We start from the raw sequence: 14,092 nt of genomic DNA, 5'->3' as shown, positions 1-14,092 counted from the left end.
GCAAGGTGTCATCTCGAGTACAGAGCTAGAAAAGATGAAAACCAAACAGCCGCCCCCGGCGCTTCAGGTTGTAATGAAAGAAGCCAGACGGGCCATCCGGCCGCTTATCTGGTTCAGCGGGGGCATCAACGTGCTGATGCTGACCGGGGCGCTTTACATGCTGCAGGTCTATCACCGCGTGCTGTCCAGCCACAGTCTCGAGACCTTGGCGATGTTGTCGCTGATGGCGGCAGCCGCACTTGCGGCAATGGCGGGGCTGGAGGTGGTGCGCGGGCGCCTTCTGGCAACCGTGGGATCGTGGATGAACGCGCGGCTGGCGCCCGTTCTGCTGACGGCATCGGTGGAATATGCCGCCGCAAAACCCGGCCAGGCCAACGCCCGCCCGCTGCGCGACCTCGACCAGGTCCGGAATTTCTTCACCAGCCCGAGCATCTTCCCCATTCTCGATGCGCCTTGGGCGCCGCTGTTTTTCGCCGCCATCTTCTTCATGCATCCCTGGCTGGGTTGGCTGGCGCTGTCGGGCGGCGGGGTGCTGTTTGCACTGGCCTTGCTCAACGAATGGCTGACGCGCAAGCCGTTGACCGAGGCCACCAGCGCACAGTCGCGGGCCTACAACCAGGCCGAGGCGGCAATCCGCAACGCCGAGGTCGTCCAGGCGATGGGCATGCTGAAGCCGCTGCTGGAAGGCTGGAAGGTGCAGCAGGACGAGGCAAACAGGGGCCAGGTTCTCGCCGCCAACCGCGGCGGCATCATCTCGGCCATTGCGCGTTGCCACCGGCTGGCTCTGCAAATGGGAATATTGGGACTCGGAGCCTATCTCGTCCTGCGCAACGAGGCTTCCCCGGGCATCATGGTCTCCGCCTCCATCCTGATGGGCCGCGCGCTATCGCCGGTCGAGCAGGCGATCGGCACGTGGAAGGCGACGGTCGGCGCGCGCGCCGCCTACCGGCGCCTCACCGCCGTCGCCGGCGAGCACCCAGAGGCCACGCCGGTTCCGGCAATGCCGCGGCCGACAGGCCGGTTCGAGGCCGACAATGTCGTGCTTGCCCGACAGGGCGGCGAACATATTCTCAAAGGGATCAACTTCCGTCTCGAGCCGGGTGAATCCATGGCTTTGATCGGCCAGAGCGGGGCCGGCAAGACGAGCCTGGCACGCATCCTGGCCGGCGCCTGGCGACCTTCCGGCGGGCGGGCTTTGCTCGATGGCATGGATGTCGCCCAATGGGCGGCGGAGGACCGCGGTCATCATGTCGGCTACCTTCCGCAGGACATCGAGCTTTTCGCAGGCAACGTCTGCGAAAATATCTGCCGCTTCGCCACGGTCAGTCCCGTGGTCTTCGACAAGGCGGTCAAGGCAGCGCAGCTGGCAGGCGTCCACGAACTGATCAAAGGGCTGCCGAAGGGTTACTTGACCGAGATCGGTGAATCCGGCGCGGTGCTGTCGGGCGGACAGCGCCAGCGCATCGGCCTGGCACGGGCGCTCTACGGCGATCCGGCGCTCATCATCCTGGACGAGCCCAATTCGAATCTCGACCGGGAGGGCGAGGAGGCCTTGATCGCGGCGCTCGGCACGGTCAAGGCGGCGGGCACGACCGTCATCCTGATCGCACACCGGCCGAACATCATGGAAACCGTCGACAAGATACTGGTTCTCAACCGAGGCCAGCAGGACCTGTTCGGTCCGCGCGACCATGTCTTCAATGAACTCGCCGCACGTGTCCGCAAGGTCGCGCAGATGCCGACGATCGTGGCGAAGCAGCAAGGACCGAAACAGCCATGACGGATATGAAGGTCGTCCCGTTGCCGGTTTCGCCGCCCGCTGCGCCAATCCCCCTGCGTCTCACAGGCGTAACGGTCACGGGCTTCGCGATCATATTCCTGTTCTTCGGCATGGCCGGAGGCTGGGCGACGCTTGCACCGCTGGACAGCGCCGCAGTGGCGCCCGGCCTTGTCAAGGTTGCCGGTGACCGCAAGCTCATCCAGCACCTCGAGGGCGGGATCATTGCAGGATTGACCGCCGCCAACGGCGACATCGTCAAGGCCGGCAAGGTCCTCCTCCAACTCGATGACACGCAGGCGAGGGCAAGGCTTGATCTGGTCCAGAACCGGATCGCGACGCGCGAGGCGCTGGCCGCTCGCCTGAGGGCCGAGCGCGACGGCAAGGCCGAGATCGAGTTCGATCCGGCGCTGCTTGCAAACCCCACCAAATCGGCAAGGGACGCGGTGGCCGCCCAACGTGACGTGTTTTCGGCCAAGCACCACAATTTGAAAGACGAGCGAGAAATTCTCAGCCAGCGCCGCCGCCAGACCGAGGAAGAGATAACGGGACTGCAGGAGCTCATCGTCACCGAGGACAAGCAGATCGAGGTGTTCGAGGGCGAAACCAGGGATCTCGAGAGCCTCGTCAAGCGCGGCCTGGTCACCCGCGAGCGTTGGCTGCTGCTCAGACGGCAACAGCGGGAAGTCGAAGGGGAGCGCGCGACCAATGTCGCAGCGATTGCTCGCGCCAGGAGCGCCATGGCCGAGATCGACATGCAGATCGTCAACCTCAACACCTTGCAGCTGAACCAGGCCGTCGAGGAGCTGAGCAAGGTCGAGGCGGAATTGTTCGACCTCAGGCAGGAGGAACGGTCCGCCAAAGACGTGCTCGCCCGCACCAATGTCGTCGCGCCGGTCGACGGCATTATCATGGACCTGAAGGTCCATACGACCGGGGGCGTCGTGAAACCCGGCGAGACCCTGATGACGATCGTGCCGATGGGGCAGCAGCTCGTCATCGAGGCCATGGTCAGACCTGAGGACGTCGAGACGATCGCTTCCGGACAGCCGGCGCGCGTCAGTTTCCCGGCCTTTGCCCGTTACAACCTGCCGCCGCTCGACGGTGTGGTGGAGATCGTATCGGCTGACCGGATGGTGGAGGAGCGAAGCGGCGCGCCCTTTTTCGCCGCGACCGTTGTGATCGATCAGAGCGAGCTTGCCAAACTGGAGGGCCGTAAACTCCTGCCCGGCATGTCGAGTGAGACGATGATCCGGACGGGTGCACGCACCGTGCTTTCTTACCTCGCCGAGCCGATCACACAGAATTTCCGGCGGGCGATGCGGGAAAAGTAGCCGCAGCCCCACTCATCCAAGCATCCTTCACCGGCGCTACATGGACCTCCTTCACCATCGATCGAATTTCGGTCTGCTGTTCAATCGAGATGTTGACGTTGGTGGTGATCGAAGTCTGTTGTTCGTCGTCGTGTCGTTGGTGACGTTAGTCTCGGACGAGTTCTTGTTTGTCGTCGTCGCAATCTGATCGCTCGGCTGCTTGGTCGCATCGCCGCTCTGCGTGGTGGCGCCTCCGCTCGTTTTCACACCGGCTCGTGACAACATTCGAAAGTAACCTTAATGGTTCATTAAGCTTTAGAAGCGCGGGAGGTTCGCATGCGCGGGGGCGATATCAAGAAGGCATTTTACCCGAACTTCAACATGATCAGGCTTGTCGCAGCCTCCACGGTGATCTTCTCGCATGCCTTCCTTATCTCGGAAAGGACCTCGGCGAACGAGCCCTTCCATCGTCTGCTCGGCGAGGGCAATATCCTTGGCCTCTTCGGCGTCTATGCGTTTTTCATCACCAGTGGCTTCCTCGTCACGCAGAGCGCGCAGTTCGGCAGCGCGGGCGGTTTTCTCTGGCGGCGGGCGCTGCGAATTTATCCGGCGTTTGTCGTCTATACGCTGCTCAGCGTCTATGTCCTGGGCGCCTTGTTCAGCTCGTTGGGTATCAGCGGTTATTTGCTCAAGTCACTCCATGTGAAGACGACACTGCATGCGCTGCTCGACCCGAATTTTGGCATGACCCTGCCGCATGTGCAGTTTTATGATCCCGCAATCTCCTGGCTTGCCACCTTCGTCAACGGCTCTCTCTGGACGATCGGACAGGAAATCGTCTGCTATCTCATCGTCGCGGGATTGATGGCAATCGGGTGTCTGCGAGCCCCACTGATGGCACTTGCCCTCGCCGTGGGCGTGACCTGGCAGCTCTTCTTCGATCATCCGTGGCCAAAGATGCGGTTCCTGACGGATTTCACCTTTATCGCCCCCTACTTCTTCTGCGGTTCGCTTCTTTGGTTCGCGATGGAAAAGCGGCAGCTCAACATTGTCCCGGCATTGATCTTCGCGGCGCTCGGTGTGCTCTGCCTCGTCCTTTGGCCCGACTATCTTTACGGCCCCATGTTGTTCGCCTATCCGCTTGTCTACATCGCGACCTCGCCGGTCATACGCCTGCCGTCTCTCGAACGATTGGGCGACGTCTCCTACGGCACCTATCTCTATGGCTGGCCAGTGGAGCAGGTGATGAACCATGCGCTTGGCGAGGACAGCACGTGGTGGGCCGTCTTTGCCCTTTCCCTGCCGACAGCATGGTTGCTCGGCTGGCTATCATGGCACCTCCTGGAAAAGCGCGCGCTGCGGTTAAAGCGGATCTCGCTCCTCCAGCGACAACCTGTCAGTCCCTGACATTTCCTTCCAGAGCGTCGTGCAGGACAAAGTTGTATCGCGACGTCTGGGGATGTCGAAAGCATCCCGGCAGTATGTCGTCCAAAGGAGACCCTGCGGTTTCGGCGTCACCGGACGCGGCTGACTGCCTTGGATGCCAAGCTGAGTTCAACTCTTACGCTCCGAGCGAAGATGAGCTAATGCGTTGGAAGGTGGAATGACAAAGGATCGCGAGCCTCGGAAGCAGGCTCGCGATCCTTTGACGTTATTGGACGACCTCGATCACTGTGCGGGTCTTCGGATTGACGAGCACACGCTTTTTGTTGACGACCACATAGCCGTAATCAAGTTGATCGGGGATTGTGTGGATTTCGACTGTGTCAGGAAGCGTCGTACCAACAGCAACGTCACCATCAAACGTGACGGATGGTGTTTCCTGTTTCATGACATAGGTTTTGACCTCGCGGGAACGACGACTGCCGCAGTCTGCGCGACCGCAGCGCCGCTGAGCGATACGGCAGAGATGACCAGTATTTTCATGTCATCCTCCCAGGATCTTGAATGTCCCGGCAAAACGCTACCGATAAGATATAGTTCCTGCGCTACACGGAATGCCTGCGGGCATGTCGCTCCCGGACAGCTGGCGCGGATCAGTTTTCCGGCCTTTGTCCGCCACAACCTGCCACCGCTCGACCGCTCGACGGCGTCTTGGAAATCATATCGGCTGACAGGATAGTGGGAGCGCCAGCCCCCACTCTTCCAAGACCCCCGATCACGCCGCCTTGGCGGCGTGATATTCCTTGATGGCGACCATCTTGATTGCCGGGTAACGCTCGGCCTCGTAACGCAGCGAGAATGCGTCCTGGGCGAGGAAGACGGGATCGCCGTCGAGATCGCGGGCGATATCGCCGCGTTTGACGGTGAGGAATTTGTCGAGATCGGCCGGCTGATCGGCCGAAATCCAGCGGCACACGGAGAAACGCGACATTTCGAAGGAGACCGGCAGGCCGTATTCGGCCATCAGCCGTTCCTTCAGGACGTCGAGCTGCAGGGCGCCGACGACGCCGACGATTGCCGGTGAACCGTCTTCCGGCGAAAACAGCTGGACGACGCCTTCTTCAGCCATCTGCTGCAGGGCTTCCTTGAGCTTCTTCGCCTTCATCGCATCTTCGAGACGCACGCGGCGCAGGATTTCCGGCGAGAAGTTCGGCACGCCCTGAAAGACCAGCGATTCGCCTTCGGTCAGCGTGTCGCCGATGCGCAGCGTCCCGTGATTGGGAATGCCGACGACATCACCGGCATAGGCGGTGTCGGCCAGCTGGCGCTGCGAGGCGAAGAAGAATTGCGGCGCCGTCAGGCCGAGCTGCTTGCCGGTGCGGGCGAGCCTCGCCTTCATGCCACGTTCGAGCTTGCCGGAGCAGATGCGCGCAAAGGCGATGCGGTCGCGGTGGTTGGGATCCATGTTGGCCTGGATCTTGAAGACGAAGGCCGTCATCTTGTCGTCGGTCGCGTGCACCGTCCTGGTATCGGCCACCTGGTCGCGCGGCGGCGGGGCGAATTCGCCGAGCGCATTGATGAGGTCGCGAACGCCGAAATTGCGCAGCGCCGAGCCGAAGAAGACCGGCGTCATATGGCCTTCGAGGAAGGAGTCGCGATCGAAGGGGCGGCAGGCCTCGATGGCGAGCTCGGTCTCGTCGATGAAGGCCTGGCGCTCGTTTTCCGGCAGCCTGTCGGCGACCGCCTGCGGGCCGTTGACCGGCGTCGTTTCGACTTCGGTGTCGGAGCCGCGGGCGGTGCTATTGGCAAGATGATAAGAGCCGCAGAAGGTTTTCGAGCGGCCGATCGGCCAGGTGATCGGCGCCGTATCCAGCGCCAGCTTCTCCTCCACCTCGTCGAGGATCTCGAAGGGATCGCGGCTTTCCCTGTCCATCTTGTTGATGAAGGTGATGATCGGAATATCGCGCATGCGGCAGACTTCGAAGAGCTTCAGCGTGCGCGGCTCGATACCCTTGGCGGCATCGATGACCATGACGGCGGCATCGACGGCCGTCAGCGTGCGATAGGTGTCGTCGGCAAAATCCTCGTGGCCCGGCGTATCGAGAATGTTGAAGACATTGTCGTTATATTCGAAGGTCATCACCGAGGTGACGACGGAGATGCCGCGCTCGCGCTCGATCTTCATCCAGTCGGAGCGCGTCTGCATGCGATCCTTCTTCGCCTTGACTTCGCCGGCAAGCTGAATGGCGCCGCCGAACAGCAGCAGCTTTTCGGTGAGCGTCGTCTTGCCCGCGTCCGGGTGGGCGATAATAGCGAATGTGCGGCGGCGGGAGACCGCCTCGGCGAGGCTTTCGGCCATGATGTGAATCCTGTGGAATTGCCGCGTATCTAACGATTAAAGCCGGGCTTTGCAATTGACCTCGGCCTTAGGGGCGCAAAGTAATGGGCCATGACCATTCATCACGACACGCCCCCGACGCTGAACCTCATCCGCCTGGCCAATGGCGAAGGCCTCGACCTGCCCGCCTATGAAAGCAAGGGGGCGGCCGGCATGGACCTGCGCGCCGCCGTCGACGGCGATGCGCCGCTGACGCTTGCCCCCGGCGAACGGGCGCTGCTGCCGACCGGCTTCATTTTCGAGATCCCCGAGGGTTTCGAAGGCCAGGTGCGGCCGCGCTCCGGCCTTGCCTTCAAGCACGGCATTACCTGCCTCAATTCACCCGGCACGGTGGACAGCGACTATCGCGGTGAAGTGAAGGTGTTGCTCGCCAATCTCGGCGAAGAAGCCTTTGTCATCGAACGGGGCATGCGCATCGCCCAAATGGTGATCGCGCCGGTGACTCAAGCACGGGTGACGGAGATCGCCGCGGCAAGCGAAACGGCGCGCGGCGCCGGCGGCTTCGGTTCCACCGGCGTGTAATGGCAAAGGGCCTCGACAGCGCGGGCCTGACCTTCCAGCAGGATTATTTCGGCGATCCCGCCGGCTGGGCTGCGCTTGTCCGCCTGCTCCAGGATATTTTCGGCATCGATATCGGTCCGCTACAACAGCTTGGCGGCCCCGATCCCACCAGCATGCCGTTCGGCTGGTTCGATACCGAGGGCGAGCTTGCGGCCAATCTCTCGGCCTTCGCACTGCCTTTCATCCTCAACGGCAGGCTTGTCCATGCTGCCGGGCTGCAATCGGGCGCGGTGCGGCCGCAGTGGCGCGGCCGCGGGCTTTATCGCGATCTAACGGTGAAGGCGCTCGGCTGGTGCGAGCGGCAGGGCTTCGACGCTGTCATCCTCTACACCGATAAACCGTCGCTCTACGAAGCCTACGGTTTTCGCGCGATACCACTGAACCCATATGAGGGAACGGCACCCGCCCCCACGATTGGCGCCACACCCGCCCGGCCGCTCTTGCCGGCGAATGCGGACGATCTCGCCCTGCTGCAATTGCTGCTGAAAGCACGCAGCCCGGTTTCGACGACGCTCTCGGTGGCAATGAATGCGGCGATGTTTCTCATCAACACGCAGCTCGATCCCGATGTCCGCATCAGCTTCCTGGAAGATTGCCAGGCCGTCATCGCCTGGAAGATAGATGGGACAGGCCGCTTCAGCCTTCTCGATGTCGTGGCAGCGGAGATCCCATCGCTTGCCGCGATCCTCGGCGGGCTCGACATTGCCTCGGCCAGCGTCGAAGTGCTCTTCCGGCCCGACAAGCTCGGCTGGACGGGCGCTCCGCAGTCGTTTGAAGTCGGAACGACGCTGATGCTGCGCGGGCTCGGCGACGACGCCCCGCATTTTCCGGCGATGCTCTCGCCGATGGCCGATTTCTAACCCGTTTCGTCGATCTATTTCCCACGTGACAGCGGCGGCAGGCGGCGCTTGACCGGCGAGGCTTTGATCATCGCGGTGTTGGTCTCGGCGCGTTCGGCGACCCTGTCCAGGAGGCCGTCGAGTTCCGCCATCGAGCGGATGACCAGGCGGGCGATAAAACAATCCTCGCCGGTCACCTTGTCGCATTCGACGATTTCAGGAATTTCCTGAATGAGGCGCTCGACGATATGCAACTGCCCCGGCAGCGGCCGCACGCGGACGATCGCCTGCAGGGGATAACCGATGGCGGCGGGATCGAGATCGATGGTGAAGGCCTTGATGACGCCGCGCTCCTCCAGCCGGCGCAGACGCTCGGCAGCGCTCGGCGAGGAAAGCCCCACCTGCTGCGCCAGTTCCTTCAGCGAGATGCGGGCATTGCCGGCCAGCGCTTCGAGAATGGCCTGATCGATTTCATCGAGCGGCTGGACATCGTTAGGCATGTACGTAATTTTCCCTATTATTATTAGGCGACAGCAACGAAGTTCGTTTCTATCTTTATATAATTTTGCCCCTCGCCGCAATATTATCACCTCAGCAAAAACGGAGGCGATCATGAGCGGCAACATCAAAAGAGGCACAGCGGAAATGACGGCAGCGATGTTGATCTCGGGGACGATCGGCTGGTTCGTCGTCATGTCGGGCCAGCCGGTCAGCGGCGTCGTCTTCTGGCGCTGCCTGTTCGGCGCGATGACGCTGCTCGTCATCTGCGGCGCTCTCGGGCTGCTGCGGCCCGGCATCCTCACCCTGCGCGCCTTCGCCATCGCCGTGTTCGGCGGCGTCGCCATCGTTGTCAACTGGCTGCTGCTCTTCGCCTCCTATTCGCATGCAACGATTTCGATCGCCACGACCGTCTACAACACCCAGCCCTTCATGCTGCTGGTACTCGGGGCGCTCTTCCTCGGCGAGAAGATCACCGCCGCCAAGCTGTTCTGGCTGACGCTCGCCTTTGCCGGCATGATGGCAATCGTCCAGGCAAAACCGGGCGGAAGCGGCGATAGGTTCGAGAGCTACGGCCTCGGCATCCTGATGGCGCTGGGCGCCGCCTTCTTCTATGCGCTGGCAGCGCTTGCCGCGAAATGGCTGAAGGGCACGCCGCCGCATCTGATCGCGCTGATCCAGGTCGCAACCGGCATGTTGATGCTGGCGCCGATGACGGATTTTTCGCACCCACCTCAGGATGCCGGAAGCTGGGCAATTCTGGTTTCCATCGGCGTCGTCCATACCGGGCTGATGTATGTGCTGCTCTACGGCGCCATCCAGCGGCTGCCGACGCATCTTACCGGTGCGCTGTCCTTCCTCTATCCGATCGCCGCCATCCTCGTCGACCGGCTGGCCTTCGGCCACGCGCTGCAGCCGATGCAGATTGCGGGCGCCGCCATCATCCTCTTGGCTGCCGCCGGCATGAACCTCGGCTGGACGCCGCGCTGGCTGCGACCGCGGGCACTTCAAGGCTGACGACAGCGGCAGGCACGGGGCGGCAGGCATTTCTTCTGGTGATGGACCCATCAACGCCGGCGGATTGATTGGGACGGCTTGGCGGATATAAAACAGCTGGGAAGAGGGAGCCCACACATGAGCCTTGCCGCCTTGCTTGCCTATGCCGGAGCACTGTTCATCGCCGCCGCCATCCCCGGACCCGGGATCACGGCGATTGTCGCCCGCGCGCTCGGCTCGAATTTCCGCGAGACCTTCTTCATGGGTCTCGGCCTGGTGCTCGGCGACATGACCTATCTCACCGCAGTCATTCTCGGCCTTGCCTTCGTGGCGCAGACCTTCACCGAGGTCTTCCTCGCCATCAAGATCGCCGGCGCCCTCTATCTCGCCTATATCGCCTGGAAACTCTGGACGGCGGGACTGCTGCCGCATGATATCGCGGCGAAGAAATCCAGCAATATCGGCCTGTCCTTCCTTTCCGGCCTGCTGGTGACGCTCGGCAATCCGAAGACGATGCTGTTTTATGTCGCGCTGGCGCCGACGCTCATCGATATCGGCAATATCGGTTTGCGCGACTATGCGCTGCTGCTCGCCGTCACCTTCGTCGTGCTGATTGCCGTGCTCGTGCCCTATATGCTGCTGGCCTCGCGGGCCCGCATGATGCTAAAAAAGCCGCGCGCCCTGCAGGCGCTGAACCGGGTTGCGGCCGGCATTCTGGCCGGCACGGCTGCCTTCATCGCCACACGGGCGGCCTGAAATAAACATCCGTAAGGAAACGGTTTTCAAAGCTTATTTTCTCTCTCATCCGCGCGCCGGAAGCGAACGCGCTCTGGCCTCCTGCGGCCTTTGACCCTATTCTCCTCCTCGATTTCAGGAAACGGAATTTCAAAGGGAGAGCACACCATGTCGCACAAGCCCGGCCGCGGCCGCATCTATTCCTCGATCACCGAGACCATCGGCGACACGCCGCTCGTGCGCTTCGACAAGCTGGCGCGGGAAAAAGGCGTTGTCGCCAACCTGATCGGCAAGCTCGAATTCTTCAACCCGATCGCCTCGGTCAAGGACCGCATCGGCGTGGCAATGATCGAAAGCCTCGAAGCGCAGGGCAGGATCACCCCCGGCAGGTCCGTGCTGATCGAACCGACCTCCGGCAATACCGGCATCGCGCTCGCCTTTGCCGCCGCTGCCAAGGGCTATCGGCTGATCCTCACCATGCCCGAAACCATGTCGGTCGAGCGCCGTAAGATGCTGGCGCTGCTCGGCGCCGAGCTGGTGCTGACCGAAGGTGCCAAGGGCATGAAGGGCGCGATCGCCAAGGCCGAGGAACTGGCGGAGTCGCTGCCCGACGCCATCATTCCGCAGCAATTCGAAAATCCGGCCAATCCTGAAATCCACCGCAAGACGACGGCCGAGGAAATCTGGAACGACACCAACGGCACCGTCGACATCGTCGTCTCCGGCATCGGCACCGGCGGCACGATCACCGGCGTCGGTCAGGTGCTGAAAAGCCATAAGCCCGAAATCCAGATCATCGCCGTCGAGCCCGCCGATTCCCCCATTCTCTCCGGCGGCAATCCCGGCCCGCACAAGATCCAGGGCATCGGCGCCGGCTTCGCGCCGAAGATCCTCGACACCGGCATCTACGACGAAGTCGTCACCGTGACCAACGACGAAGCCTTCGAACAGGCGCGACTGGTCGCCAGGCTGGAAGGCGTGCCCGTCGGCATTTCCTCGGGTGCAGCGCTGACGGCGGCGATCAAGGTCGGCAGCCGTCCCGAGAATGCGGGCAAGAACATCGTCGTGATCATTCCGTCCTTTGCCGAGCGGTATCTTTCGACGGCGCTGTTTGAGGGGCTGGGGAGCTAAAGCGGGCTGTGGGCGGGCCTTTCCACCGGCAATTTATCTCGCACAATATCGGGGCGCTTCGGCGCCCCTTCTTTTTCGCCGCACCTGCATCCCAATCGAAGTGGGACGACATTTCTGTGGCAGTCCGTAATAATGATGGTCGATGTCCCGCCTGAACTCGTTGAATGCAAATGCTTGCCAACCTTCTCCATGACTTCGAGCAGCGTCGCAGCCAAGCGAGTGAGCTCGCTGTGCTCTCTCGCCTGCTCCGGAGCGTAGCGCGAGATGAAGTACTCACGCTTTGCTGTCATTGCCTGTAGATGCAGTGCGGTCTTCTTTCGCAGCTGAAGTTTAGCAACGAACCTTGAATCAACGAGGTTGTGCATCCGCTTGCGTATTTCCTCTGGAGCAACGCCCTCATGGCGCAGAAAGGCATTCAAGTAGAGCTCAATAGCATGAATGGCGCACATCCGAGCCGGCGCCATGGATAATGCAACTTGCTTCTGACCCTCGCTGAACAAGCATTTGGAAGCGAGAAAGTAGGCATTCGCCAAGTCTAAAACTTCCAGGGGGTTGGCATTTGAGCCCGAATATTCATTACTCATGGGCATTCCCGGTAGGAGGCTTCTCATCCGTCGCCTCCGATCGACTATGTCGAACGGACCGACATCCTTCTCGAAATTTTTTTCAGCCAAAGCTAATATTGTAAAGAGCGACCAAGTGAGGAGAGGCTCTTACCGCTAACGGATAAGCAACACAGAGGAATATCTAATCGTCCGAGGCAGCAAGAATTGCTGAGGACAGCCACCAGTGGGCGCCATCGGCAGATCGCTGGACGGCGTGGCGACGAATACTTCAAAATATCTGCACGCACCCGCCCTTCTTATTACGCCGCCGCCGTCAGCCTCTCTCCGGCAATGCGGTAGGAGATCGCTTCAGCCAGATGCAAGCGTCCGACCGTCGGTTTGCCGTCGAGATCGGCGAGGGTGCGGGCGACCTTGAGGACGCGGTGATAGCCGCGGGCGGAGAATTTCATTTTTTCGGCGGCGTCGCGCAGGAGCTGCAGGCCAGCGGCGTCGGGTTCGGCGAGTTTTTCGATCATGGCGGTGGAGCAGCGGGCATTGGTGCCGATGCCTTTGGCGCCAGCGGCCTCGAAGCGCTCTTGCTGGAGTTCGCGGGCGCGAGCGACGCGGCGGGCGACGTCGGCGCTGGCCTCGGCCGCCATCGGCCGGATGAGATCGGCGGCGGAGACGGCGGGCACGTCGATGCGGATATCGATGCGGTCCATCAGCGGGCCGGAGATGCGGGCCTGGTAATCGCTCATGCAGCGCGGGCCGCGGGCGCAGCTATGGCCGGGCTCACCGGCCATGCCGCAGCGGCAGGGATTCATCGCCGCGATCAGCTGGAATTTCGCCGGATAGGAGACACGGTGATTGGCGCGGGCAATGACGCATTCGCCGCCTTCGAGCGGCTGGCGCAGCGCATCGAGCGCCTGCGGCGTGAACTCGGGAAATTCGTCGAGGAAGAGCACGCCGTGATGGGCAAGCGAGGCTTCGCCCGGCCGGGCGCGTATGCCGCCGCCGACAAGCGCCGCCATGGTGGCGGAATGATGCGGGGTGCGGAAGGGGCGGCGGTCGGAAAGTTTGCCGCCGGAGAGCTCACCGGCGATCGAATGGACCATCGACACTTCCAGCAATTCGGCCGCCGAAAGCGGCGGCAGGATCGACGGCAGCCTTGCCGCCAGCATCGACTTGCCGGAGCCGGGAGGGCCGACCATCAGCAGATTGTGGCCGCCGGCGGCCGCCACCTCGAGCGCGCGCTTGGCGCTTTCCTGACCCTTGATCTCGGCAAGATCCGGCAGGTTGGCGGCATTGGCGCGGATCGACGCCTCCGGCCGCGACAGGACCTGGGTGCCGCGGAAATGATTGGCAAGGGCGATCAGGCTGCGCGGGGCGAGGATATTGACCTCGGCGCCGGCCCAAGCGGCCTCGGCGCCGCTTTCGGCCGGGCAGATCAGCCCCTTGCCGAGCGCATTGGCGCCGATGGCGGCCGGCAGCGCGCCTGCGATGGCGGCGATCGTGCCGTCGAGATTGAGTTCGCCGACGACGACATAATCCGACAGCGCATCGGCGGGAATGGCGCCGAGTGCGGCCATCAAGGCCAGTGCGATCGGCAGATCGAAATGCGAGCCTTCTTTCGGGAGGTCGGCCGGCGCCAGATTGACGGTCACGCGCTTTGCCGGCAGCGCCAGGCCGGAGGCGTGAAGGGCCGCCTGCACCCGCTCGCGGCTTTCGGCCACCGCCTTGTCGGGCAGGCCGACGATCTGCATGCCGATCTTGCCGGGCGCGATCATGACCTGGACCTCGACCGGCACGCCTTCTATGCCCTGGAATGCCACCGTACCGACACGCGCGACCATATGCCCATCCCCTGCCCGCAAACTCTTATACCGCCCGCAACCCTTCAGGGCCAGCGGTTGCAA

General features: G+C 62.4%; 12 protein-coding genes and 2 pseudogenes. 8 read left to right on the top strand and 6 right to left on the bottom strand.

Features of this window, described 5'->3' with window-relative positions; translation table 11 throughout:
* The first annotated feature begins 34 nt into the window (after nt 1–34).
* Complete coding sequence (locus RHE_RS01695; protein ID WP_011423719.1) at nt 35–1,780, top strand: type I secretion system permease/ATPase; 1,746 nt, start codon at nt 35–37, stop codon at nt 1,778–1,780.
* Entirely contained in the window at nt 1,777–3,111 is a 1,335-nt protein-coding gene (locus tag RHE_RS01690) for an HlyD family type I secretion periplasmic adaptor subunit (protein WP_073990356.1), read from the top strand. Before RHE_RS01695 ends, RHE_RS01690 begins: the two co-directional genes overlap by 4 nt.
* Nucleotides 3,112–3,133: 22 nt before the next feature.
* On the opposite strand, the pseudogene RHE_RS34170 reads toward RHE_RS01690, so the two are convergent.
* Nucleotides 3,134–3,351, bottom strand: a pseudogene (locus RHE_RS34170) (DUF1236 domain-containing protein); the annotation flags it as partial.
* Nucleotides 3,352–3,426: 75 nt separating this feature from the next.
* On the opposite strand from RHE_RS34170, the gene RHE_RS01685 reads away from it, so the two are divergent.
* Nucleotides 3,427–4,497, top strand: coding sequence for an acyltransferase family protein (locus tag RHE_RS01685; protein ID WP_011423717.1), 1,071 nt, complete (start codon nt 3,427–3,429; stop codon nt 4,495–4,497).
* 244 nt (nt 4,498–4,741) lie between these two features.
* Here RHE_RS01685 and RHE_RS01680 read toward each other — a convergent pair.
* Together RHE_RS01680 and RHE_RS01675 are read right to left on the bottom strand one after the other, a co-directional pair.
* Nucleotides 4,742–5,016, bottom strand: a pseudogene (locus RHE_RS01680) (DUF1236 domain-containing protein).
* A gap of 232 nt (nt 5,017–5,248) precedes the next feature.
* Nucleotides 5,249–6,832: a peptide chain release factor 3 gene (locus RHE_RS01675; protein WP_011423715.1), complete on the bottom strand. Its 1,584-nt coding sequence runs from the start codon at nt 6,830–6,832 to the stop codon at nt 5,249–5,251.
* Between the two features lie 90 nt (nt 6,833–6,922).
* On the opposite strand from RHE_RS01675, the gene dut reads away from it, so the two are divergent.
* Together dut and RHE_RS01665 are read left to right on the top strand one after the other, a co-directional pair.
* Nucleotides 6,923–7,393 carry a dUTP diphosphatase gene (dut, locus tag RHE_RS01670; RefSeq protein WP_011423714.1) on the top strand — a complete coding sequence of 157 codons (471 nt, stop codon included), beginning with the start codon at nt 6,923–6,925 and terminating at the stop codon, nt 7,391–7,393.
* On the top strand, nt 7,393–8,292 hold the full coding sequence (locus tag RHE_RS01665; RefSeq protein WP_011423713.1) for a GNAT family N-acetyltransferase: 900 nt from the start codon (nt 7,393–7,395) through the stop codon (nt 8,290–8,292). The genes dut and RHE_RS01665 overlap by 1 nt, the downstream gene beginning before the upstream one ends.
* Nucleotides 8,293–8,306: 14 nt before the next feature.
* Here RHE_RS01665 and RHE_RS01660 read toward each other — a convergent pair whose 3' ends face one another.
* Nucleotides 8,307–8,771, bottom strand: a complete 465-nt coding sequence (locus RHE_RS01660) for an Lrp/AsnC family transcriptional regulator (protein ID WP_011423712.1) — start codon at nt 8,769–8,771, stop codon at nt 8,307–8,309.
* A gap of 112 nt (nt 8,772–8,883) precedes the next feature.
* Between RHE_RS01660 and RHE_RS01655 the strand changes: the two genes are divergently transcribed.
* The 3 genes from RHE_RS01655 (at nt 8,884) to cysK (ending at nt 11,631) form a co-directional block, all read left to right on the top strand.
* A complete protein-coding gene (locus RHE_RS01655; protein WP_011423711.1) occupies nt 8,884–9,786 on the top strand; it encodes a DMT family transporter in 903 nt (300 codons plus the stop codon).
* 117 nt (nt 9,787–9,903) lie between these two features.
* Nucleotides 9,904–10,521, top strand: a complete 618-nt coding sequence (locus RHE_RS01650; protein ID WP_011423710.1) for a LysE family translocator — start codon at nt 9,904–9,906, stop codon at nt 10,519–10,521.
* A gap of 147 nt (nt 10,522–10,668) precedes the next feature.
* The gene (cysK, locus tag RHE_RS01645; protein ID WP_011423709.1) at nt 10,669–11,631 is read left to right on the top strand and encodes a cysteine synthase A; all 963 of its coding nucleotides are present in this window, start codon (nt 10,669–10,671) and stop codon (nt 11,629–11,631) included.
* Here cysK and RHE_RS01640 read toward each other — a convergent pair.
* The gene (locus RHE_RS01640) at nt 11,628–12,215 is read right to left on the bottom strand and encodes a hypothetical protein (protein ID WP_244425752.1); all 588 of its coding nucleotides are present in this window, start codon (nt 12,213–12,215) and stop codon (nt 11,628–11,630) included. The genes cysK and RHE_RS01640 overlap by 4 nt on opposite strands.
* A gap of 281 nt (nt 12,216–12,496) precedes the next feature.
* On the bottom strand, nt 12,497–14,029 hold the full coding sequence (locus RHE_RS01635) for a YifB family Mg chelatase-like AAA ATPase (protein WP_011423707.1): 1,533 nt from the start codon (nt 14,027–14,029) through the stop codon (nt 12,497–12,499).
* Nucleotides 14,030–14,092 lie beyond the last annotated feature (63 nt).

Source organism: Rhizobium etli CFN 42, assembly GCF_000092045.1.
GTDB lineage: Bacteria > Pseudomonadota > Alphaproteobacteria > Rhizobiales > Rhizobiaceae > Rhizobium > Rhizobium etli.
This window is presented reverse-complemented; position numbering and strand designations above follow the sequence as displayed.

What these genes read in the sequence shown, in the direction of transcription:
- RHE_RS01695 (WP_011423719.1), top strand. Translation starts at nt 35, where the DNA reads ATGAAAACCAAACAGCCGCCCCCGGCGCTTCAGGTTGTAATGAAAGAA.
- RHE_RS01690 (WP_073990356.1), top strand. Translation starts at nt 1,777, where the DNA reads ATGACGGATATGAAGGTCGTCCCGTTGCCGGTTTCGCCGCCCGCTGCG.
- RHE_RS01685 (WP_011423717.1), top strand. Translation starts at nt 3,427, where the DNA reads ATGCGCGGGGGCGATATCAAGAAGGCATTTTACCCGAACTTCAACATG.
- RHE_RS01675 (WP_011423715.1), bottom strand. Translation starts at nt 6,832, where the DNA reads ATGGCCGAAAGCCTCGCCGAGGCGGTCTCCCGCCGCCGCACATTCGCT.
- dut (WP_011423714.1), top strand. Translation starts at nt 6,923, where the DNA reads ATGACCATTCATCACGACACGCCCCCGACGCTGAACCTCATCCGCCTG.
- RHE_RS01665 (WP_011423713.1), top strand. Translation starts at nt 7,393, where the DNA reads ATGGCAAAGGGCCTCGACAGCGCGGGCCTGACCTTCCAGCAGGATTAT.
- RHE_RS01660 (WP_011423712.1), bottom strand. Translation starts at nt 8,771, where the DNA reads ATGCCTAACGATGTCCAGCCGCTCGATGAAATCGATCAGGCCATTCTC.
- RHE_RS01655 (WP_011423711.1), top strand. Translation starts at nt 8,884, where the DNA reads ATGAGCGGCAACATCAAAAGAGGCACAGCGGAAATGACGGCAGCGATG.
- RHE_RS01650 (WP_011423710.1), top strand. Translation starts at nt 9,904, where the DNA reads ATGAGCCTTGCCGCCTTGCTTGCCTATGCCGGAGCACTGTTCATCGCC.
- cysK (WP_011423709.1), top strand. Translation starts at nt 10,669, where the DNA reads ATGTCGCACAAGCCCGGCCGCGGCCGCATCTATTCCTCGATCACCGAG.
- RHE_RS01640 (WP_244425752.1), bottom strand. Translation starts at nt 12,215, where the DNA reads ATGAGTAATGAATATTCGGGCTCAAATGCCAACCCCCTGGAAGTTTTA.
- RHE_RS01635 (WP_011423707.1), bottom strand. Translation starts at nt 14,029, where the DNA reads ATGGTCGCGCGTGTCGGTACGGTGGCATTCCAGGGCATAGAAGGCGTG.